Origin of the sequence: Lysobacter sp. 1R34A, from assembly GCF_051217035.1 — a bacterium.
GTDB lineage: Bacteria > Pseudomonadota > Gammaproteobacteria > Xanthomonadales > Xanthomonadaceae > Lysobacter.
In genome coordinates this window covers 1-17,804 of record NZ_JBPKJP010000015.1, presented here as the reverse complement: position 1 = coordinate 17,804, position 17,804 = coordinate 1, and the positions used below count along the sequence as shown (strand labels likewise).

At 68.0% G+C, this 17,804-nt stretch carries 19 protein-coding genes; 14 read left to right on the top strand and 5 right to left on the bottom strand.

What is annotated here, in order from left to right:
• The first annotated feature begins 22 nt into the window (after window positions 1-22).
• From ACSAMQ_RS06560 to ACSAMQ_RS06540, 5 genes are all read left to right on the top strand, one after another.
• Entirely contained in the window at window positions 23-628 is a 606-nt protein-coding gene (locus tag ACSAMQ_RS06560; protein WP_435394887.1) for a glutathione S-transferase family protein, read from the top strand.
• Window positions 629-843: 215 nt separating this feature from the next.
• Window positions 844-1,677 (top strand): arylamine N-acetyltransferase family protein, encoded by an 834-nt coding sequence (locus ACSAMQ_RS06555; RefSeq protein ID WP_435394886.1) that lies wholly within the window; start codon window positions 844-846, stop codon window positions 1,675-1,677.
• A gap of 127 nt (window positions 1,678-1,804) precedes the next feature.
• Window positions 1,805-2,536 carry a class I SAM-dependent methyltransferase gene (locus ACSAMQ_RS06550; RefSeq protein ID WP_435394885.1) on the top strand — a complete coding sequence of 244 codons (732 nt, stop codon included), beginning with the start codon at window positions 1,805-1,807 and terminating at the stop codon, window positions 2,534-2,536.
• Window positions 2,537-2,790: 254 nt separating this feature from the next.
• A complete protein-coding gene (locus tag ACSAMQ_RS06545; RefSeq protein WP_435394884.1) occupies window positions 2,791-3,222 on the top strand; it encodes a PepSY domain-containing protein in 432 nt (143 codons plus the stop codon).
• An 895-nt stretch (window positions 3,223-4,117) separates the two neighbouring features.
• On the top strand, window positions 4,118-4,543 hold the full coding sequence (locus tag ACSAMQ_RS06540; RefSeq protein ID WP_435394883.1) for a VOC family protein: 426 nt from the start codon (window positions 4,118-4,120) through the stop codon (window positions 4,541-4,543).
• Window positions 4,544-4,811: 268 nt separating this feature from the next.
• Here ACSAMQ_RS06540 and ACSAMQ_RS06535 read toward each other — a convergent pair whose 3' ends face one another.
• The 3 genes from ACSAMQ_RS06535 to ACSAMQ_RS06525 all read right to left on the bottom strand — a co-directional run bounded on the left by ACSAMQ_RS06535 (window position 4,812) and on the right by ACSAMQ_RS06525 (window position 6,720).
• On the bottom strand, window positions 4,812-5,372 hold the full coding sequence (locus ACSAMQ_RS06535; protein WP_435394882.1) for a DUF3016 domain-containing protein: 561 nt from the start codon (window positions 5,370-5,372) through the stop codon (window positions 4,812-4,814).
• 136 nt (window positions 5,373-5,508) lie between these two features.
• Window positions 5,509-5,865: an excalibur calcium-binding domain-containing protein gene (locus ACSAMQ_RS06530; RefSeq protein ID WP_435394881.1), complete on the bottom strand. Its 357-nt coding sequence runs from the start codon at window positions 5,863-5,865 to the stop codon at window positions 5,509-5,511.
• 480 nt (window positions 5,866-6,345) lie between these two features.
• Complete coding sequence (locus tag ACSAMQ_RS06525) at window positions 6,346-6,720, bottom strand: YciI family protein (RefSeq protein ID WP_435394880.1); 375 nt, start codon at window positions 6,718-6,720, stop codon at window positions 6,346-6,348.
• Window positions 6,721-7,043: 323 nt separating this feature from the next.
• Here ACSAMQ_RS06525 and tsaA point away from each other — a divergent pair, with 323 nt between their 5' ends.
• The 6 genes from tsaA (at window position 7,044) to ACSAMQ_RS06495 (ending at window position 12,674) form a co-directional block, all read left to right on the top strand.
• Entirely contained in the window at window positions 7,044-7,580 is a 537-nt protein-coding gene (gene tsaA, locus ACSAMQ_RS06520; protein ID WP_435394879.1) for a tRNA (N6-threonylcarbamoyladenosine(37)-N6)-methyltransferase TrmO, read from the top strand.
• Window positions 7,581-7,742: 162 nt separating this feature from the next.
• Window positions 7,743-8,255: an SRPBCC domain-containing protein gene (locus ACSAMQ_RS06515; protein ID WP_435394878.1), complete on the top strand. Its 513-nt coding sequence runs from the start codon at window positions 7,743-7,745 to the stop codon at window positions 8,253-8,255.
• 129 nt (window positions 8,256-8,384) lie between these two features.
• Window positions 8,385-9,386 carry an ABC transporter ATP-binding protein gene (locus tag ACSAMQ_RS06510; RefSeq protein ID WP_435394877.1) on the top strand — a complete coding sequence of 334 codons (1,002 nt, stop codon included), beginning with the start codon at window positions 8,385-8,387 and terminating at the stop codon, window positions 9,384-9,386.
• Window positions 9,383-10,144 (top strand): ABC transporter permease, encoded by a 762-nt coding sequence (locus ACSAMQ_RS06505; RefSeq protein WP_435394876.1) that lies wholly within the window; start codon window positions 9,383-9,385, stop codon window positions 10,142-10,144. The genes ACSAMQ_RS06510 and ACSAMQ_RS06505 overlap by 4 nt, the downstream gene beginning before the upstream one ends.
• Window positions 10,145-10,480: 336 nt before the next feature.
• Entirely contained in the window at window positions 10,481-11,863 is a 1,383-nt protein-coding gene (locus ACSAMQ_RS06500) for an amino acid permease (protein ID WP_435394875.1), read from the top strand.
• Window positions 11,864-12,188: 325 nt separating this feature from the next.
• A complete protein-coding gene (locus ACSAMQ_RS06495) occupies window positions 12,189-12,674 on the top strand; it encodes a tetratricopeptide repeat protein (RefSeq protein WP_435394874.1) in 486 nt (161 codons plus the stop codon).
• Between the two features lie 16 nt (window positions 12,675-12,690).
• On the opposite strand, the gene ACSAMQ_RS06490 is transcribed toward ACSAMQ_RS06495, so the two are convergent.
• On the bottom strand, window positions 12,691-13,173 hold the full coding sequence (locus tag ACSAMQ_RS06490; RefSeq protein ID WP_435394873.1) for a DUF2165 family protein: 483 nt from the start codon (window positions 13,171-13,173) through the stop codon (window positions 12,691-12,693).
• 173 nt (window positions 13,174-13,346) lie between these two features.
• Entirely contained in the window at window positions 13,347-13,601 is a 255-nt protein-coding gene (locus tag ACSAMQ_RS06485) for a DUF3297 family protein (protein ID WP_435394872.1), read from the bottom strand.
• A 370-nt stretch (window positions 13,602-13,971) separates the two neighbouring features.
• Between ACSAMQ_RS06485 and ACSAMQ_RS06480 the strand changes: the two genes are divergently transcribed.
• The 3 genes from ACSAMQ_RS06480 to ACSAMQ_RS06470 all read left to right on the top strand — a co-directional run.
• Window positions 13,972-15,147 (top strand): lactonase family protein, encoded by a 1,176-nt coding sequence (locus ACSAMQ_RS06480; protein ID WP_435394871.1) that lies wholly within the window; start codon window positions 13,972-13,974, stop codon window positions 15,145-15,147.
• Window positions 15,148-15,519: 372 nt separating this feature from the next.
• Window positions 15,520-17,424, top strand: coding sequence for an N-acetylmuramoyl-L-alanine amidase (locus tag ACSAMQ_RS06475; protein WP_435394870.1), 1,905 nt, complete (start codon window positions 15,520-15,522; stop codon window positions 17,422-17,424).
• A 187-nt stretch (window positions 17,425-17,611) separates the two neighbouring features.
• The coding region (locus ACSAMQ_RS06470) for a hypothetical protein (protein ID WP_435394869.1) at window positions 17,612-17,804 on the top strand (193 nt) is incomplete at its 3' end.

The following is a 17,804-nucleotide window of genomic DNA, read 5'->3' as shown; positions in this document are numbered from 1 at the left end:
TAACCATCACTCCGAGGTCCCCATGCTCACTCTGATCCACGCACCGCACTCCCGCTCGACGCGCATCATCAGCCTGCTCAAGGAACTCGACGCGCTGGCCGACGTCGACGTCCGCCACGTCGATATCCAACGATCCGGCCAGGCCTTCGACGGCGATGCGCGCAACCCGCACCCGGAAGGCAAGGTGCCGTTGTTGATCCACGACGGCGTCGAGATCTGGGAGAGTCCGGCGATCATCCTTTACCTCACCGACCTGTACGCCCACCGCAAGCTCGGCCCAGCGGTCGGCGACAAGGATCGCGGCCGTTATCTGTCGTGGCTGAGCTGGTACGGCGGTGTGATCGAGCCGGTGCTGCTGCTGGAAGCGGCCGGGATCAGCCATCCCTACGCCACCGCCACGTTCCGCGGCCCGCGGGAGCTGCACGCGCGCCTGATCAAGGCGCTGGCCGACCAGCCCTATCTGATGGGCGACCACTACACCGCCGCCGACCTGCTGCTGCAGTCGCCGTTCGCGTGGTTCCCCGACAGCGCGCCGTCGGACCCGGCAGTGCAGGACTGGATCAAGCGCTGCGGCGAGCGCCCGTCGGTGCGGTTCGCGGCCGAGTACGACGCTGCGCTGGCGGCCTAGCCGCGCGACGTGCAACCCGGCCTGTGCATCGCCGCCGATGCACGGGCCGGGCATGGGCCGTGAACAAGCGGGCGGCCCTTACGCCGTGGTTTGCGGTCGTTCGCCGAGACGCTGCGTTCGCGCAACGGCGTTGATCGAATGCGCAAACCACGCTTGACCTCAATCGCACTTGAGGCTTTACCGTGGCCGCTCGTCAACACGATCGAGGGCCCGCGATGACGTCACGCCTGCAAGACATCGACCTCTACCTGCAACGCCTCGGCTACGAGCGCGCGCCGCCGCCGACCTTGGACAGCCTGCGCGAACTGCAGCGGCGACACACCGCCGAGTTTCCGTTCGAGACCCTGGCGACCTTGTTGCGCATGCCGGTGCCGATCGACCTGGCCTCGCTGGAGCGCAAGCTGTTGCACGAGGGGCGCGGCGGCTATTGCTACGAGCTCAACCGGATGTTCCTGGCCCTGCTGCAGCAACTGGGCTACGACGCGCGCGGCATCACCGGCCGGGTGCTGATGGGCGGCCCCGAGGACGCGCTGCCGGCGCGCACCCATCTGCTGGTGCTGGTGACCATCGATGGCGTGCGCCATATCGCCGACGTCGGTTTCGGCGGCATGGTGCCGACCGCGCCGCTGCGCCTGGACGACGAGGACGCGCAGGCCACGCCGCACGAGCCCTACCGCATCGAGTCGCGCGATGGGCACTACCTCCTGCGCGCCCAGGTCGCCGGCGAGTGGCGGGCCATGTACGTGTTCGATCTGCAGTCCCAGGTCGAAATCGATTACGAGGTCGGCAACTGGTACGTCTCGACCCATCCCGAATCGCCTTTCCTGGGCCAGTTGTTCGTCGCCCGCACCGGTCCCGGCCTGCGCAAGACCTTCAACAACGGCAGCTTCGCCGTGCACCGGCTGGGCGAAGACAGCGTGCGCCGCCAACTGGCCGACGCCGGCGCCGTAATCGAGGTGCTGCGTTCCGAGTTCGGTATCCGCGTGCCCGAGCATCCGCAGTTGCATGCAGCGCTCGAACGTCTGTTGGCGAGGTCGGCGGCGGCGTGAATGGGGCGCAGTCCACACGCGGCCGTCCTTTGCGTCCGGTCGCAGCGCGATCCGCTCCTGTCCCCCGCCGGCAACGTTTTATAGACAGGGCTTGCGCGATACTGCGGCGGCATCGGAGCGGACGGCCATGGCCCAGAACATCTACGACGATCCGGCCTTCTTCGAGGGCTATTCGCAACTGCGGCGCTCGATCGAAGGCTTGGTCGGCGCACCGGAATGGCCCGCGCTGCAGGCGCAGTTGCCGGAGCTGCGCGGGCGCCGGGTGATCGACCTGGGCTGCGGCTATGGTTGGTTCTGTCGCTACGCGCGCCTGCAGGGCGCCGAGCGCGTGCTCGGCGTCGATGTATCCGAGAAGATGCTCGAACGCGCACGAACCACTACCCAGGATGCCGGGATCGCGTATATCCGCGCCGACCTGGACGAGTACGAGCCCGATCCGGCCGCGTTCGATCTCGTCTACAGCTCGCTGACCTTGCATTACCTCGACGATCTGCCCGGCCTGTGGGCAAGAGTCCACCGCGCGTTGGTTCCGGGCGGACGTTTGCTGTTCTCGGTCGAGCACCCGATCTATACCGCGCCCGCGCATCCGGGATGGTCGAGCGACGCCGACGGCCGCAAAACCTGGCCGATCAACGGCTACCAGGCCGAAGGGCCGCGCATCACCCATTGGTTCGCGCCGGACGTGCGCAAAGTGCATCGCACCCTCGGCACCTATCTCAATGGCCTGATCGCCGCCGGGTTGCGTATCGTCCATGTCGAGGAATGGGGCCCGAGCGATGCCCAGGTCGCGCAGATCCCGGCGCTGGACGAAGAACGCGAACGGCCGATGTTGTTGCTGGTGGCGGCGCAGCGCGACTGAGCCCCATGCCGCCTAGCGATGTTCGTAGTGCGGACCGGTAAGCGGTGCGGAATCGAAATCGTTTCGTTCCGCTGAAGATATCGTTAGGGCTGGGTGAGAGCCTGGTGAGCGCGGTTCGAATCGCGTGCGTGGCTTATCGTCGATACACCGGTGCCGAGCCTCGCATCGCCGGTTCCTGCATGAATGCGTGGATGTTCATGCCTCGTTTTCGTGGCCTGTCGAAAATCGAGACTCCCCACGCACAGGAGTACGCCATGAAGCCGCTCATGCTCGCGCTCGCCTTGGCGGTTTGCATCCCCGCCGCCGTCGCGCAATCGCCGCAAGGCAGCGAAGCCCTGACCGAACACCAGATCCGCACGCGTCTGGCCGAACAGGGCTATACCAAGGTCAACGATCTCAAGTTCGGCGATGGCGTCTGGCATGCCGACGCACGCAGCGGCGACGGCAATCGCGTGCAAGTCCGCCTCGACCCGCGCACCGGCACCGTATACCCGAACGAGCAGGTCGCCCGCATGAGCGAACGCGACGTGCGTGCCGCTCTCGCCGCGGCCGGATACACCAATGTCCACGATGTCGACTACGAGGACGGCATCTGGAACGCCGAAGCCGACAGCCCGAACGGCAAGGACGTGGAGGTCAAGATCGACCCGAACACCGGCAAGGTGATCGGTACCGAAAAGGATTGATGCCATCCGATGCGACGATGCGGCCGCTCCTGTCTGGGGCGGCCGCTTTGCTGTGGGGCGGCGCGATGCGTACGCCCATGCGCGCTTCGTCGCGAGACCGAAGCCGCGCGGTCGCGGCTTGCGCCGCTCCTACCCAAAAGCAGCCGCGACGCCACATCACCGTTGGCGTGTTTTTGACCTGCTTTGCCGCTTTGTCGCTTTGCCGGGCAATTGAAGACCCGTAGGGCGGCCCGCAGGGATGCGGGCCGTGCGCAAGCAGGCCATGGATGGCCTGTCTGGAGCATCCCTGCGTCGGCACCGATCGCGCGGGCTTTTGATTCAAAGAAAGGCATTTTTCTTTGGTTACCTTTCTTTTGTTGCTTATGACAAAAGAAAGTAACCCGGCCGCGTCAGCGGACGGAAGCTTTAGACCTTGATGTTGCTTTAACGATCTGCGGCCAGGGACGCAACAATCGGCACCTGCGCGGTCGCGACTCACGTCGCTTCTACAGAGGCTTCGGCAAGCAACGTCGCGAGATCAATGTAATGCGGTCGCGACTTGCGTCGCTCCTACCCCGCGAGAGTTGACGGCTTCGACCAGTGGCCTCGGCGGTGCGGCCCGTGCGCGCCCCTTGGTCGCGGCTCACGCCGCTCCTACAGAGACCCCGCCGATGGCGCAGCGAGGCTGATCGGCGCGGTCGCGACTCGCGTCGCTCCTACCCAGAAGCAACCGCGTCCGCGGCAGGCGCCGGCGAGGGGAGCGGTAAGGGCCCGACCGGGCGGCCAGCGAAAAAATAATTCGCGGACGTGTCGATTGCCCCATTCCCGGTTCGTCGTTGAAAGGAGCAGGCAGTAAAGAGATCCTGCCCGACCCGCCCGCCAAGCCAATCTCCCTTCGTCCCATAAAGGAATCGCCATGTCCGAGCATCCCAAGATCTTCGTCAACCTCGCCGTCAAGAGCCTCGACCGCGCGGTCGCCTTCTATACCCAGCTGGGCTATACCTTCGACGCCAAGTTCACCGACGAAAACGCCACCTGCATGATCGTCGGCGAGAACATCTACGTGATGCTGCTGGTCGAACCGTTCTTCCAGAGTTTCACCAAGAAGTCGATCTGCGACACCTCCAAGAGCGTGGAGGCCCTGCTCGGCCTGTCGGCGGAGAGCCGCGAGAAGGTCGACGAGCTGGTCGAAAAGGCCGTCGCCGCCGGTGCGGTGACCCCGAAGGACCCGATGGACTACGGTTTCATGTACCAGCGCAGCTACGAAGACCTCGACGGCCATACCTGGGAAATCTTCTACATGGATCCGAATGCGGACATGGACGCCGCGCCTCAGCAGTAAATCCCGCAGACAGGCCGCGCCATGGTCGGTTGCTGCCACTCGACCGCCACCTCCGGGTCCGGCGTCGGGCGGCGCCAGTCGCCCGGCCAAAAAACATCGCCCCGGATGCCAGGCATCCGGGGCGATGGTCGTTTCACTGTAGGAGCGACGTTAGTCGCGACCGCGCCACCGCAATAGCGTCGCGGGTGCGGGGCGCGTGGCGATCCTGGGTCGCTCCTACACAAGCCCGGAGCGGACAGGGAACGGGATGTGCTCGGGGCGCGAACGCTCAGGCGCCCGGTGCCTTCAGCTCCCGCGACAGCCAGTCGTCGATCAGGCGCTTCTCGTAACGCAGCGGATCGCTGTCGCTGACGCTGCGCGCGCCCATCATGAAGCTCAGGTCGCGCAAGGTGCGCTCGCCTTCCTCGACGACCTGGCCGCTGGCGTCCAGGCGCTTGAAGTTCAGGACGATGCGCGGCGGATAGATTTCGCGGATGAACCGGGTGTCGTCGAACTGCGGGCCGTGCCAGGGTTCGAAGTCGCCGGCGCGCTTGATGTCGGCGATGTCGACTTCCAGCCGCTGCCCGTCCGGCAACCGCTTCTGCGCGCGCATGCGCAGGTGCTGCGCGAGCTGTTCGACCCAGTTACCGCGTTCGGCTTCGAAGCGATTGCGGCTGTAGCGGATTTCGGTGAATTTGGCCGGGTCTTCCCAGCGCACCGCGACCGGGCCTTGTTCGGGCAGGGCGCGCGGCGCGTCGGGATCGGTGACGTTGCGGGACTTCGCGTCGACGTTCCCGGCCATCAGCGCGGCGGCCGAGAACAGGACGGCGAAGGCGATGCGCAGGTTCATGACGGGCTCCGATGCGGTCAGGGGACGCCCCGATTCTCCGCCTGCCGCTCTATCGCCGCCAGCGATAAGACGTTAATCCCGCGTAGGCCGGGCAAGCCGTTGCCGCCAATTCACCATCGCGGCGGCGATGGAGGCCTTATTCGCAGGCGACGCCGTCGCCGTCGCGATCCAGGTGGCGGCCATAGCCGGGGTCGCCACGCCGCACCAGCGCGGCACCGGCGGCGCGCGCGGCGCTGCAATTGGCGTAGGCGCCACCGCCGTCGGCCGCCGAGTCGGTTTCGTCGGCGGCCCAGGACGAATCGCGGCTGGTCGTACGCGGCGTCGCCGGACGCAGGTTGTTGCCGCCCGCGGCAGGGCCGCGATGGCAGTGATACCCGCCGTTCTTGCGATCGTTGTGGCAGCCCTCGGCATTGAGGCCGCCGCCGTGCGCCCAGGCGGGCGAGGCGGCGCTCAGCGCCAGGGCGGCGCCGAGAGCGATGGTGTGGATGCGCATCTGGATTCCCCCGTGCCCACCCCAACGGGGCGGCACGGGGAAAGCGGCCAGCTCTTGAACCGGCGACCGGCGCTACTCAACGCCAACGGACGCAGGCGGTCGCCTTACGCCTTATGCGCGGCAGCGGATGGCTGTGGGGCTAGGCGGATGCTGCGTGGTCGCGGCTCTGGCCGATGGCGCAGCGGGATTGAGGCGACGCGGTCGTGGCTCGCGTCGCTCCTACCCCGAGACAGTCGCGGCTTCGACCAGCGACGACGGCGGTGCATGTTTACCTGTCCCTTGGTCGCAACTTGCGTCTGGTCGCGACTTGCGTCGCTCCTACCCTTGGGTGCCGCCACTCCGGGGGAGGAGCGGCGCGAGCCGCGACCGCGGGATTGCGGTTCGCGGCGCGAGCGGCCTGGGCGATGCCGCCACCACTGCCGCGGCCCGTATCCATCGGGGAAACCTGGGTCGGGACACGAAAGACGGCTGAGCTCGCCCTCAGGACGCAAACTCGCGCCGCACGTCGTCGAAATCCACGACCGGACGCACTTCGACCCGGCCGGTGCGGCTCCAGGGGAAGGATTCGGCGATGCGCACGGCTTCGTCCATGTCGGCCGCTTCGATCAGGTTGAAGCCGCCCAGATATTCCTTGGCTTCGGCGAAGGGGCCGTCCATGAAAGTAGTGCGGCCGTTGCGGGTGCGCAGCGAGGTCGCCTGCTTCGGCGGCGCGAGCATCTGCGAGTCCAGCAGCACGCCGGCGTCGCGCATGGCGTCGGCATGGGCGATGCAGCCGCGCATCATCGCGCCGAACTCGCCCTCGGGCAGGGCTTCGATCAGGCTGTCGTCGTTGTAGATCATGACCAGATATTTCATGGCGTTCTCTGGAGGGACGGGAGGGTGCGTCGATGGGGCCGGCGGCGCGTACCGATGTCCGCGGCGCCGAGCATAACGCCGGCGCCGCGCGCCGCAGCAGTGACGAAACTCATGAACCGCATTCGGCCGGCATGATGGCCGCGGTGCCGGCCGGATGAACGCGGCCCCGGCGCTGCGTGCGGCAATTTGCAGTGCCGCAGTCGCAGCGGCTGCGATCCCGGCGCAGGGCCGATCGTCGGGCCCGGCCGCGACGGTTCGCTGATCGACGCGCGAGGAGGGCTGCGGCGACAATGCCGGCGTTCCGCAATGCCTGGCGACGCCCGATGTCCGATGTCTTCCCCTGCCGCCCCATCGCTTATCTGCGCTCGCCGTATGCGCAGCGCATCGACGCGCCGCACCAGTCGACGGTGGTGCAGGGCACGCAAAGCGGCGAGGTGGTCGAGGCCCGGCTGGAGTTCGTCGACGATCTGGCGCCGGAGGCCTACGCCGACCTGGCCGGGTTCGAGCGTGTCTGGCTGATCTTCGTGTTTCACCGCAGCCAGGGCTGGAAGGCGCAGGTGAAACCGCCGCGCGGCGGGCCCAAGCGCGGCGTGCTGGCGACGCGTTCGCCGCACCGGCCGAATCCGCTCGGGCTGTCGGCGGTGGAGCTGGTCGCGGTCGAACCCGGTGCGCTGATCCTGCGCGGCGTCGACCTGCTCGACGGCACGCCGGTGCTCGACGTCAAACCCTACGTGCCCTACGCCGATGCCTTCGCCGGCTCGCGCGCCGGCTGGATCGACGAGATCGACGCCGCGCAGGGCCGACAGTCGGCGCCGGGGCCCAAGCGCCCGCGCAAACCCCCGAGGGGCCAGGGCGGCTGAGGCCGCGCGGCTTCGAACTCATTCCGGACCGAGGGGCTTGACCGGCCCGTCTTGTGGTTGTAGTTTCCGATTGGGTTAATTAGCTAGTTGGTTTAGATGCAGCCCCCATAAGGCCCGACGCCGGATCGGCGCGCGGCCTCCCTTTCGTTCGAGGAACTCACCATGACCTTCGATGGCCCCGGCACCGCCGACACCGCGTCCTCCGACCGCACCACTCATCAGGTCGAAGACCACCGCATCACCCTGCGACGCATCCTCAACGCCCCGCGCGAACTGGTGTTCGCGGCCTGGACCGACCCCGTGCAAGTGGCGAAGTGGTGGGGCCCGCACGGCTTCAACAGCGAAGTGCGGCAGATGGACGTCGCGGTCGGCCGCATGTTCCGCATCTGCATGGTCGCCGCCGACGGCGCCGAGTACCCGATCAAGGGCACTTATCAGGAGATCGTGGCGCCCGAGCGCCTGGTTTACGTCGACGATTGGGACGACGACAGCAAGCCTTCGCAACAGTCGCGCGTCACCGTGCAGTTCGCCGAGCACGGCGCCGGCAAGACCTTGCTGACCCTGGAGATGCGCTTCGACTCGGTCGCCGAACGCGCCGAGGCCGAATCGCAGCAGGTGATCCCGGGGTGGGGCGAGTGCTTCGAACGCCTGGACGCGCTGCTGTCCGCGCACTGAGGCACGAAGCGTGCATGCGGTCGCGCGCCGGCCTGCACCGCGGCGCGCGACGGTCGTACACTGGGCGACCGCACGCGCCCGGCGCGAGTCTCGCGCCGCCGTCCGCGTCATCGCCTCCGCGGAGTGTCCATGCCGTCCGTTTCCGAATCCTCACCGCCGTCCGTGCAAGCGCGCAGCGATACGCCCGCGATCGTCTCGATCAAGGGCCTGACCAAGACCTATGCCGGCGGTTTCCAGGCGCTCAAGGGCGTCGACCTCGAGATCCGCCGCGGCGAGATCTTCGCCTTGCTCGGGCCCAACGGCGCCGGCAAGACCACCCTGATCAGCATCGTCTGCGGCATCGTCAATCCGAGCGCCGGGCAGGTGCTCGCCGACGGCCACGACATCGTCCGCGACTACCGCGCCGCGCGCTCGGCGATCGGCCTGGTGCCGCAGGAACTGCATACCGATGCCTTCGAGACCGTGTGGGACACGGTCAAGTTCAGCCGCGGCCTGTACGGCCGGGCGCCGAATGCGGCTTACCTGGAGAAGGTCCTGCGCGACTTGTCGCTGTGGGACAAGCGCGGCGAGAAGATCATGGCCTTGTCCGGCGGCATGAAGCGGCGCGTATTGATCGCCAAGGCGCTTTCGCACGAGCCGACGATCCTGTTCCTGGATGAGCCGACCGCCGGTGTCGACGTCGAGCTGCGCCGCGAGATGTGGGCGATGGTGTCGCAACTGCGCGACAGCGGCGTCACCATCATCCTGACCACCCACTACATCGACGAGGCCGAGGAAATGGCCGACCGGGTCGGGGTGATCAACCACGGCGAGATCGTCCTGGTCGAAGAAAAGCGCGCGCTGATGCGCAAGCTGGGCAAGAAGCAGCTGACCCTGCAACTGCAGACCGCCTTGTCGGCCCTGCCCGAGGCCCTGGCCAGCGATGCGCTGAGCCTGTCGGACGACGGCCACGAACTGGTCTATACCTTCGATGCGCAATCCGAGGAGACCGGCATCGCCGCCTTGCTGCGGCGCCTGGGCGAGCACGGCATCGACTTCAAGGACCTGCATACCAGCCAGAGCTCGCTGGAGGAAATCTTCGTCAACCTGGTCAAGTCGCCGCGTCAATCCGGCGCGGAGGGGCGCGCATGAACCGGCACGCGATCAAGGCGATCTATTTCTTCGAGATGCACCGCACCTTCCGCACCCTGATGCAGTCCATCGCCACGCCGGTGCTGTCGACTTCGCTGTATTTCATCGTGTTCGGTTCGGCGATCGGCTCGCGCATGGTCGAGATCGGCGGGGTCAGCTACGGCGCCTTCATCGTCCCGGGCCTGATCATGATGGCCTTGCTGACCGAGAGCATCTCCAATGCTTCGTTCGGCATCTACCTGCCGAAATGGTCGGGCACGATCTACGAACTGCTGTCGGCGCCGGTGTCGTTCCTGGAGGTGATCGCCGGCTACGTCGGCGCGGCGGCGACCAAATCGGTGATGCTGGGCATCCTGATGCTGATCACCGCGCGCTTCTTCGTCGACTTCGAGATCGTGCATCCGGTCTGGATGGCGGTGTTCCTGGTGTTGACCGCGGTCACCTTCAGCCTGTTCGGCTTCATCATCGGCGTGTGGGCCGACGGCTTCGAGAAGCTGCAGATGATCCCGATGATGATCGTGATGCCGCTGACCTTCCTCGGCGGCAGCTTCTACTCGATCGACATGCTGCCGCCGTTCTGGCGCAGCGTCTCGCTGTTCAACCCGGTGGTCTACCTGGTCAACGGCTTCCGCTGGAGCTTCTACGGCAAGTCCGACGTCGACATCGTTCTCAGCATCGGCATGACCACCGGCTTCATGCTGCTGTGCCTGGCCGCGGTGTGGTGGATCTTCCGGACGGGGTACAAGTTGAAGAGTTGAGCAGGCGTGCTTCTCCGGCAAGCGGGAGGTTGCTCTTATTCCTTCTCCCGCAAGCGGGAGAAGGGGCCCAAGGGCCGGATGAGGGCGAGGGGCCAGGGCGCGTATCGCTCGCCTCGCGAGTGCATGCCCTCAGCCCAACCCTCCCGTAATGAAGAGGGGCTGGCGAGCGGAGGGGGCAACATGCGGGAGAGCGGGGCGGTCCGTGGTTCGGGCGGGCCGCGCTGCGACGGCCACCTGCCCACCCACCTCACCCCGGAGTATGCTTCGCCGATTCCGGTCCGGCCGCGTTGAACGCAGCGCGGGCGTCGCGCCGGACCGATTCCGGGAGCCTCGCGGATGCAGACGAACCAGCAGGAACTTCATCGCGGTCTGAGCGAACGCCATATCCGCCTGATGGCGCTCGGCGCCGCGATCGGCGTCGGCCTGTTCCTGGGCTCGGCCAACGCCATCAAGCTGGCCGGCCCCGGCATCCTGCTGGCTTATCTGCTCGGCGGCGCGGCGATCTTCATCATCATGCGCGCGCTCGGCGAGATGGCCGTGCACAACCCGGTCGCCGGTTCCTTCAGCCGCTACGCGCGCGATTACCTCGGCCCGCTCGCCGGCTACCTGACCGGCTGGAACTACTGGTTCCTGTGGCTGGTGACCTGCGTGGCCGAGATCACCGCGGTCGGCATCTACATGCAGGTCTGGTTCCCGGACACGCCGCAATGGATCTGGGCGCTCGCTGCGCTGATCGCGATGGGTTCGGTCAACCTGATCACGGTCAAGGCCTACGGCGAGTTCGAGTTTTGGTTCGCGATGATCAAGGTGGTGACCATCGTGGTGATGATCCTCGCCGGCCTGGCGATGATCGTGTTCGGCTTCGGCAACGACGGCGTGGCCATCGGCATCAGCAACCTGTGGGCCCACGGCGGGTTCTTCCCGAACGGCGCGCAGGGCGTGTTGATGTCGCTGCAGATGGTGATGTTCGCCTACCTCGGCGTGGAAATGATCGGCCTGACCGCCGGCGAGGCCGCCAACCCGGGCAAGTCGATTCCCGATGCGATCAACTCGGTGTTCTGGCGCATCGTGATCTTCTACGTCGGCGCGCTGTTCGTGATCCTGTCGCTGTACCCCTGGAACGAACTCGGCACCACCGGCAGCCCGTTCGTGATGACCTTCGAGCGCCTGGGCATCCGCGAGGCCGCCGGCATCATCAACTTCGTGGTCCTGACCGCGGCGCTGTCCTCGTGCAACGGCGGCATCTTCAGCACCGGCCGCATGCTCTACAACCTGGCCCAGCAGAAGCAGGCGCCGGCGTTCTTCGCCAACACCTCGCCCGGCGGCGTGCCGCGCGCGGCGATCCTGGTGTCGGTGGTGGCGCTGCTGTTCGGCGTGCTGCTGAACTATCTGGCGCCGAAGGAAGTGTTCGTCTGGGTGACCTCGATCTCCACCTTCGGCGCGATCTGGACCTGGGCGGTGATCCTGGTCTCGCACATGCGCTTCCGCAAGGCGCTCAGCGCCGAGGAACGCGCGCGCCTGGCTTTCCGCATGCCGATGTATCCGGTGGCTTCGTGGGTTGCGCTGGCCTTCCTGGTGCTGGTGGTCGGCCTGATGGCCTACTTCCCGGATACGCGCGTGGCGCTGTACGTCGGCCCGGCCTTCCTGATCCTGCTGGTGGTGCTGTACTACGCGGTCGGCTTCCACAAGCGCGACAGCGCGGTGACGCAGGGCGCCTGATCGCGGCGTCGGTCGCTCCGCGCTCGCGTGCGGAGAACTGCATCGTTCGAAGCCCCCTCCCGCGTGCGGGAGAGGGAATGCTTCGCGTTTGTTCCCGCCGACCGCCGCACCGCGCGCCGTTCCGCCAGCGGGAGAAACTCGCCGCGGGGTGTGCGACTTTGGGGATGTCGGCTGGCGCGCGATGCGGTCGAGGCGACGGCGATGGCCACACCAGGTAAGCCGGCCTTCGCTTTTCGTTATGACGGCGGTCGTTTTCCGCCGGCCCGGCTTCGGCCACAATCTGCGTTCACGATCCATGCCGGCGCCGGGGAGGCGCCAGGCCCCGATGACCCACGACCGGCTCGCCACCGCCGACTTGCTGCGGCTCGCGCTCGACGCCATCCAGCAGGCGCGCGACGTCGAGGCCGTGCGTCTGCTGCAGCGCGTGCTAGAACGCGAGCCGGGCAATCTGCACGTGCAATACCTGCTGGCGATCCAGCACGCCCAGCTCGGCCTGTTCGATCGCGCCGAGGAACGCCTGCGCGCGGTGTTGGCGGTGCTGCCGGAATTCGTCGTCGCGCGTTTCCAACTGGCGCAGTTGCTGCTGATGCGCGGCACCGCCAAGGACGCGCGCGAGTGGCTGGCGCCGGTGCTGGACCAGGCCGACCCGCTCGGCGCCTATGCGCGCGGCCTGTCGGCGGCGGCCGAGGGCGAGCTCGACCGCGCCTGCGCCCTGCTCGAAGCGGCGTTGCGCCTGCCGCAGCCGATACCGGTGCTGGCCGAGGACATGCGCCGGCTGTGCGGGCAGTGGCGCGAGGCCGTCATCGCTTGACCGCGCGGGCCGATGCTCAGGCGCGCAGATTGACCGCGAGCAGACCGAGCACCGACACCGCGACCAGCACGAAGTGGGTCAGCTGCAGGTTGTCCTGGCGGACGTAATACGCGAACCAACTGCCGCCGACCGCCATCAGGAAGCTCGTCGCCATCAGCGCGGTCAGCGCGAGGTTGGCCAGGACCGTGGCATCGGCGGAGGCGGCGAGACCGGCCAGGGCGGCGACCGTCGCCCACAGCAGCACGGCCGCGACCAGTTCGGCGCCGAGCACGACGCAGAACGCGGCGCGGTGCCAGGATGCCTCCTCGACGCGACGCGACAGCAGCGGGGTCTGGATCGCCGGGGCCTGCTCGAACGGCGCCATGCGCATGATCGAGGCGAGCGCGAACACGCCGTTGCGGAAGGCGATGAGATTGTTGAAGGCGACCACGCTGAGCCACAGCGCCAGGCCGGCGATGAAGACGAGCTTGAACAACAACAGGCTGGCAGCGAGGGACATGCGGATCTCCGGAAGGTCGAGGCGGTGCCCCCCGGCCGCGGATGCGGCTTATCAGGGGCTCTTGCCGTATCGACGATCCAGGAGGCGGGGTTAAGACATCGCCCGCGAAAGAAGCATCCGCAGAAACATGGCGCCGTGCCCGATGGGCAACGGCGCGGCGCGGGCAGACGGACTCAGTCGGCCTGCGGTGCTTCGGTCAGGTAGTACGGCTCGACCTGGCCCTTGACCTTCATCGTCATCGGGTTGCCGCGGCGGTCGAGCGACTTGCCGACCGGCAGGCGCACCCAGCCTTCGCTGACGCAGTATTCCTCGACGTTGTTCTTCTCCACGCCGTTGAAGCGCAGGCCGATCCCGCGTTCGAGCACGGCCGGGTCGTAATAAGGGCTGCGGGCGTCGTTGGAGAGGCGATCGGGCGGGGTGTCGGTCATGGTGGCGCTCTTTCGGTAGTGAACTGACGTGGTGCGTGGCCGCTCGGCGTAGGGCAGCCGGGCGTTGGAGATTCGGCGGCCAGGATACGCGCACCGCCGCGCCCGGCCCAGTCCGGACGCTCGTGCGGGTTCGCGCGCCCCCAGCCCCGGGCGTGGCCGCGCCGGCGACGCGATGCGGACCGGTCGCCGCGAAAATCCGGCACCGCAGCTAGTCACGGGAAAACCGCGGGCGAATCCGTCCCGCCGCCGGTCACGCCGGCCATGGCGAACCGTGCCGCGCGGGCCGCGCATCGCGGCGGACGCCCAGGCTTGGCCATTGCCGCGCGCTGGTGCAGGATCGGGCCTCGCGCCGCCGGCGCTGGAGACCCCGATGATCCTGCGATCCCCCCTGCTTGCCTGGAGCCTGTCGATGACGCTTGTTGCCGCACCCGCCGCTGCCGAACCCCGCGCGCAGCCCGAGTTGCTGGTCGGTTGCTACACCGGCGCGGTCTGCAAGGGCATCGGCCGCTATCGCTTCGACCCGGAGCAGGGACGGATCGAACCGCAGCCGCTGGAAGTGATCGAGACCGACAACCCCTCCTGGCTGACCTTTTCCGCCGACGGCCGGCGCCTGTTCGCGGTCAACGAAAACGGCCCCGACTCGGCCGACCCGGTCGGCCGCGCCAGCAGCTTCGCCCTCGCGCGCGGCAACGCGCGCTCGACGCCGCTGTCGCAGGCCAACAGCCTCGGCGACGAGCCCGCGCACGCGGCGCCGAGCCGCGACGGGCGCTATCTGTTCGTCGCCAACTACTCGGTCAACGCTGCGCCCGGCGGCACGCTCGCGGTGATGCCGGTCGACGGCGACGGCCGGCTGCAATCGGCGGTGCAGGTGCTGACCCATCGCGCCAGCCAGGCCGATCGCGAACGCCAGTTGTCGACCCATGTGCATGCTGCGGTGCCATCGCCGGACGGCAAGCACGTGTTCGCGGTCGACCTCGGCGCCGACAAGGTCTATGCCTATCGCTACGATCCGGCGCGCAGCAGCGAACGCCCGCTGCGCGCGGTGGCGACGCCGTTCCTCGAGCTGCCGCCCGGCAGCGGCCCGCGCCATCTTCTGTTCGACGCGTCCGGCCGCCATGCCTACCTCACCTTGGAAATGAGCGGCGAGGTAGTGGTGCTCGACTACGACGACGGCCGTTTGCAGGCGGTGCAAACCGTGGCGATGGATCCGGCCCGCAGCAGCGGCAATGCCGCCGCGGCCCTGCACCTGTCCGCCGACGGACGCTTTTTGTATGCGAGCAATCGCGGCGAGGACAACCACATCGCGGTGTATGCGGTCGATGCGGCCAGCGGGCGGCTGTCGGCCTTGCAGCGGCGCAGCAGCGAAGGCCGCGGGCCGCGCGAATTCGCGCTCTCGCCCGATGGCCGACACTTGGTCGTCGCCAACCAGCACAGCGGCAACCTGGTGGTGATCGAGCGCGACCCCGCCGACGGCCGGCTCGGCAAGACCGTACAGACGCTGGAGATAGCCTCACCGTCGGACGTTAAGTTCGCGCCGGCGGACTGACCGGTCGCCGCGCCGCGAACGGCTCGGTACGACCCACGTTCCAGTGCATTGCGTTCTCCCAAGGCCCGGCATGTCCGGGCCTTGTGCGTTCGGCGCGCAACGCAGCGGTTCGGCCGCACTGGGGTCCGCCCGAGGATGAAGGCCGGCGGCCGCCGGAGGAAGATGACGCGGTGCAGCGCAGCGCGCGTTCCGCGCCTGCACACGACGGATCGGCGCCGGTGAGACCGCGCGCCGGCCGGCGCAGTTCAGAGGTGACGGGGGTCGCGGATCGCGATATTGCCGGGCAAAACCGCCTCGAACAGCACTTGCCAGTCAGGCAAATGCAGTACAAGGACCCCGCGGGGAATTTTTAATTCTCATGGGGAAACAAAAATGAACAAATATTCCGAACGCCGGTTCGCTGCCTGCCTGCCGTCGTCGTTGTCGCTCGCCGTGGCCGGCCTGTTGGCCCTCGCCGCACCCTGGCTCGCCATCGCCGCACCGGCGCCCGAAGACCGGGCCCTGGCCCAGCGCCTGCAGATCGAGGAATCGCTGGCGCGGGTCGACCGCGCCGTCTATGCCGACTACTTCCGCCAGGCCTATGCGCGCTATCCGGCGATCCCGGCCGGCACGCTCGAAGCGGTCGCCTACGTGATGAGCCGTTGGCAGCACCTGCAGCCCGGCGCGGCCCAGTACGGCGACCAGCACCAGCACATGCCGCGCTCTTACGGCGTCATGGGCCTGTACCGCGGCGAAGGTTTCGCCGACCAGGTCGGCGAGGGCGCCAAGCTGCTCGGCGTGCCCGCGGCGCGGGTGCAACGCGATCCCTTGAGCAACATCCTCGCCGCCGCCGCCTTGCTCGATCGCGAGTTGCGCGCCGACGGCGTCGGCGCGAAGGCGGCGCCCGAGGCCACGCGCGCGGCGCTGGAGCGTTACGCGGGCTTCGCCCGCGGTGGCGCCGCACGCAGCGCCATCCAGGACCACGCGCGTTCGAGCTTCGCTTTCGACGTGCTGCTGGCCCAGGACAAGGGCGTCAACGACCGCGGCATCGTCGTGCCCGAACGTGCGGTCGCCTGGGAACGCGCCTTCGACGCGCGCAAGCTGGTGCAGTTGCGCGCGCCGTTCGTGCGCCTGGACCTGGCCCGCGACCGCGTCGAGGCGCAAGGCCTGAAAAGCGGCGACTACGCCATCGACCCGCTCAGCGAAACCCTGACCGCGCCGAGCCTCGACAGCGCCGACACCAAGAGCACCGACTACGGCCCGGCGCTGTGGGTGGCCTCGCCCTACCACTCCACCCGCAATTCCTACGACTCGGTCACCATCCACACGATGCAGGGCTATTACGCCGGCAGCATCTCCTGGTTCCAGAACAACCCCAACAGCGTCAGCGCGCATTACCTGATCCGCAGCTCGGACGGCCAGATCACCCAGATGGTGCGCGAAGATCGCGCCGCCCATCACGTCGGCGTGCACAACCGGACCACCTTGGGCATCGAGCACGAAGGCTTCATCAACAACGCCAGCTGGTACACCAGCGCGATGTACAACGCCTCGGCGGCGCTGACCCGCCACTTCTGCGCGCGCTACAGCGCGATCAGTTGCGCCAGCGCCTTCCGCGGCCCGGCCGGCACCGGCATCAACGTCCTGCCGACCAGCGTCAAGGTCAAGGGCCACCAGCACTACAGCAGCCAGACCCACACCGACCCCGGCATCAACTGGGATTGGGCGCGCTACTACAACCTGCTCAATCCGGGCAGCGGCACCGGCACGGTGATCGACAGCTTCGAGAGCTCGGTCGGCCATTTCGACACCAGCCCGGCGTACTCGGGCAGCACCACCGGCATCGCCGCGACCTCGCTCGGCGAGCGCAACTGCGCGACCCGCAAGAACGGCGAATGCTCGCTGCGCGTGCTGCTCGAGGACGACACCGCCAACGCCAGCGACTGGGCGGTGCGGCTGTTGTCGGCCAGCGGCACGCCGGCCAGCAACGCCGCGCTGACACGCGCCAACGGCAAGGTCGGGTTCTGGGTCTACACCGGCGCGACCGGCATGAGCGCCGCGCTCGGCATCGACGACAGCGACGGCACCGAGCGTTCGGTCAGCCGCGCGATCCCGGCCGGCACCTGGACTTATCTGGAGTGGCGCCTGGACGACGCCGCGCAGTGGGACGCCTGGGTCGGCAACGCCAACGGCGCGATCACCGCCAGCACGGTCAAGCTCGACGCGATCTGGCTGTACCGCGACCAGACCAGCTACGACGTCAACCTTTATCTCGACGACGTCCAGGTCAAGTACTGATCAAGTGTCGATCAAGTACTGATCGGGTCCCGATCCGAGAGTTCCATCGCCGATCCCACCGCGCGCAGGCCGGCCTCCCGCAACCGGCCTGCGCGCCTCGGATCCTCGCGGCCGCACGCGCACCCGTTCCACCGCCCGGCGGCATGCAGCGCCTGCGGCCGGCCTCGTCTCCCACAGGGGATCGTCCATGTCCGAACACTCGCAAGCGCCCGCCGCGAGCCCGCCGCATCCGCCGCACCGGGTACCGACCTGGCTCGCGGTCCTGGCTGTGTTGCTGGCCGGCGCGGTGTTCGCGCAATGGCTGCGCGCGCCCGCTGCGAGCCAGCGCACGATCGGCGCCGGCCCGGCCGCGCCGACGGCCCATAACGCCACCGCCAGCC

Bases quoted from the DNA above. Each gene is read 5' to 3' on its own strand.
- tsaA (WP_435394879.1), top strand. From the start codon at position 7,044: ATGTCCGATGTCTTCCCCTGCCGCCCCATCGCTTATCTGCGCTCGCCG.
- ACSAMQ_RS06525 (WP_435394880.1), bottom strand. From the start codon at position 6,720: ATGAAATATCTGGTCATGATCTACAACGACGACAGCCTGATCGAAGCC.
- ACSAMQ_RS06485 (WP_435394872.1), bottom strand. From the start codon at position 13,601: ATGACCGACACCCCGCCCGATCGCCTCTCCAACGACGCCCGCAGCCCT.
- ACSAMQ_RS06530 (WP_435394881.1), bottom strand. From the start codon at position 5,865: ATGCGCATCCACACCATCGCTCTCGGCGCCGCCCTGGCGCTGAGCGCC.
- ACSAMQ_RS06535 (WP_435394882.1), bottom strand. From the start codon at position 5,372: ATGAACCTGCGCATCGCCTTCGCCGTCCTGTTCTCGGCCGCCGCGCTG.
- ACSAMQ_RS06555 (WP_435394886.1), top strand. From the start codon at position 844: ATGACGTCACGCCTGCAAGACATCGACCTCTACCTGCAACGCCTCGGC.
- ACSAMQ_RS06515 (WP_435394878.1), top strand. From the start codon at position 7,743: ATGACCTTCGATGGCCCCGGCACCGCCGACACCGCGTCCTCCGACCGC.
- ACSAMQ_RS06495 (WP_435394874.1), top strand. From the start codon at position 12,189: ATGACCCACGACCGGCTCGCCACCGCCGACTTGCTGCGGCTCGCGCTC.
- ACSAMQ_RS06510 (WP_435394877.1), top strand. From the start codon at position 8,385: ATGCCGTCCGTTTCCGAATCCTCACCGCCGTCCGTGCAAGCGCGCAGC.
- ACSAMQ_RS06545 (WP_435394884.1), top strand. From the start codon at position 2,791: ATGAAGCCGCTCATGCTCGCGCTCGCCTTGGCGGTTTGCATCCCCGCC.
- ACSAMQ_RS06480 (WP_435394871.1), top strand. From the start codon at position 13,972: ATGATCCTGCGATCCCCCCTGCTTGCCTGGAGCCTGTCGATGACGCTT.
- ACSAMQ_RS06550 (WP_435394885.1), top strand. From the start codon at position 1,805: ATGGCCCAGAACATCTACGACGATCCGGCCTTCTTCGAGGGCTATTCG.
- ACSAMQ_RS06500 (WP_435394875.1), top strand. From the start codon at position 10,481: ATGCAGACGAACCAGCAGGAACTTCATCGCGGTCTGAGCGAACGCCAT.
- ACSAMQ_RS06475 (WP_435394870.1), top strand. From the start codon at position 15,520: ATGAACAAATATTCCGAACGCCGGTTCGCTGCCTGCCTGCCGTCGTCG.
- ACSAMQ_RS06540 (WP_435394883.1), top strand. From the start codon at position 4,118: ATGTCCGAGCATCCCAAGATCTTCGTCAACCTCGCCGTCAAGAGCCTC.
- ACSAMQ_RS06505 (WP_435394876.1), top strand. From the start codon at position 9,383: ATGAACCGGCACGCGATCAAGGCGATCTATTTCTTCGAGATGCACCGC.
- ACSAMQ_RS06560 (WP_435394887.1), top strand. From the start codon at position 23: ATGCTCACTCTGATCCACGCACCGCACTCCCGCTCGACGCGCATCATC.
- ACSAMQ_RS06490 (WP_435394873.1), bottom strand. From the start codon at position 13,173: ATGTCCCTCGCTGCCAGCCTGTTGTTGTTCAAGCTCGTCTTCATCGCC.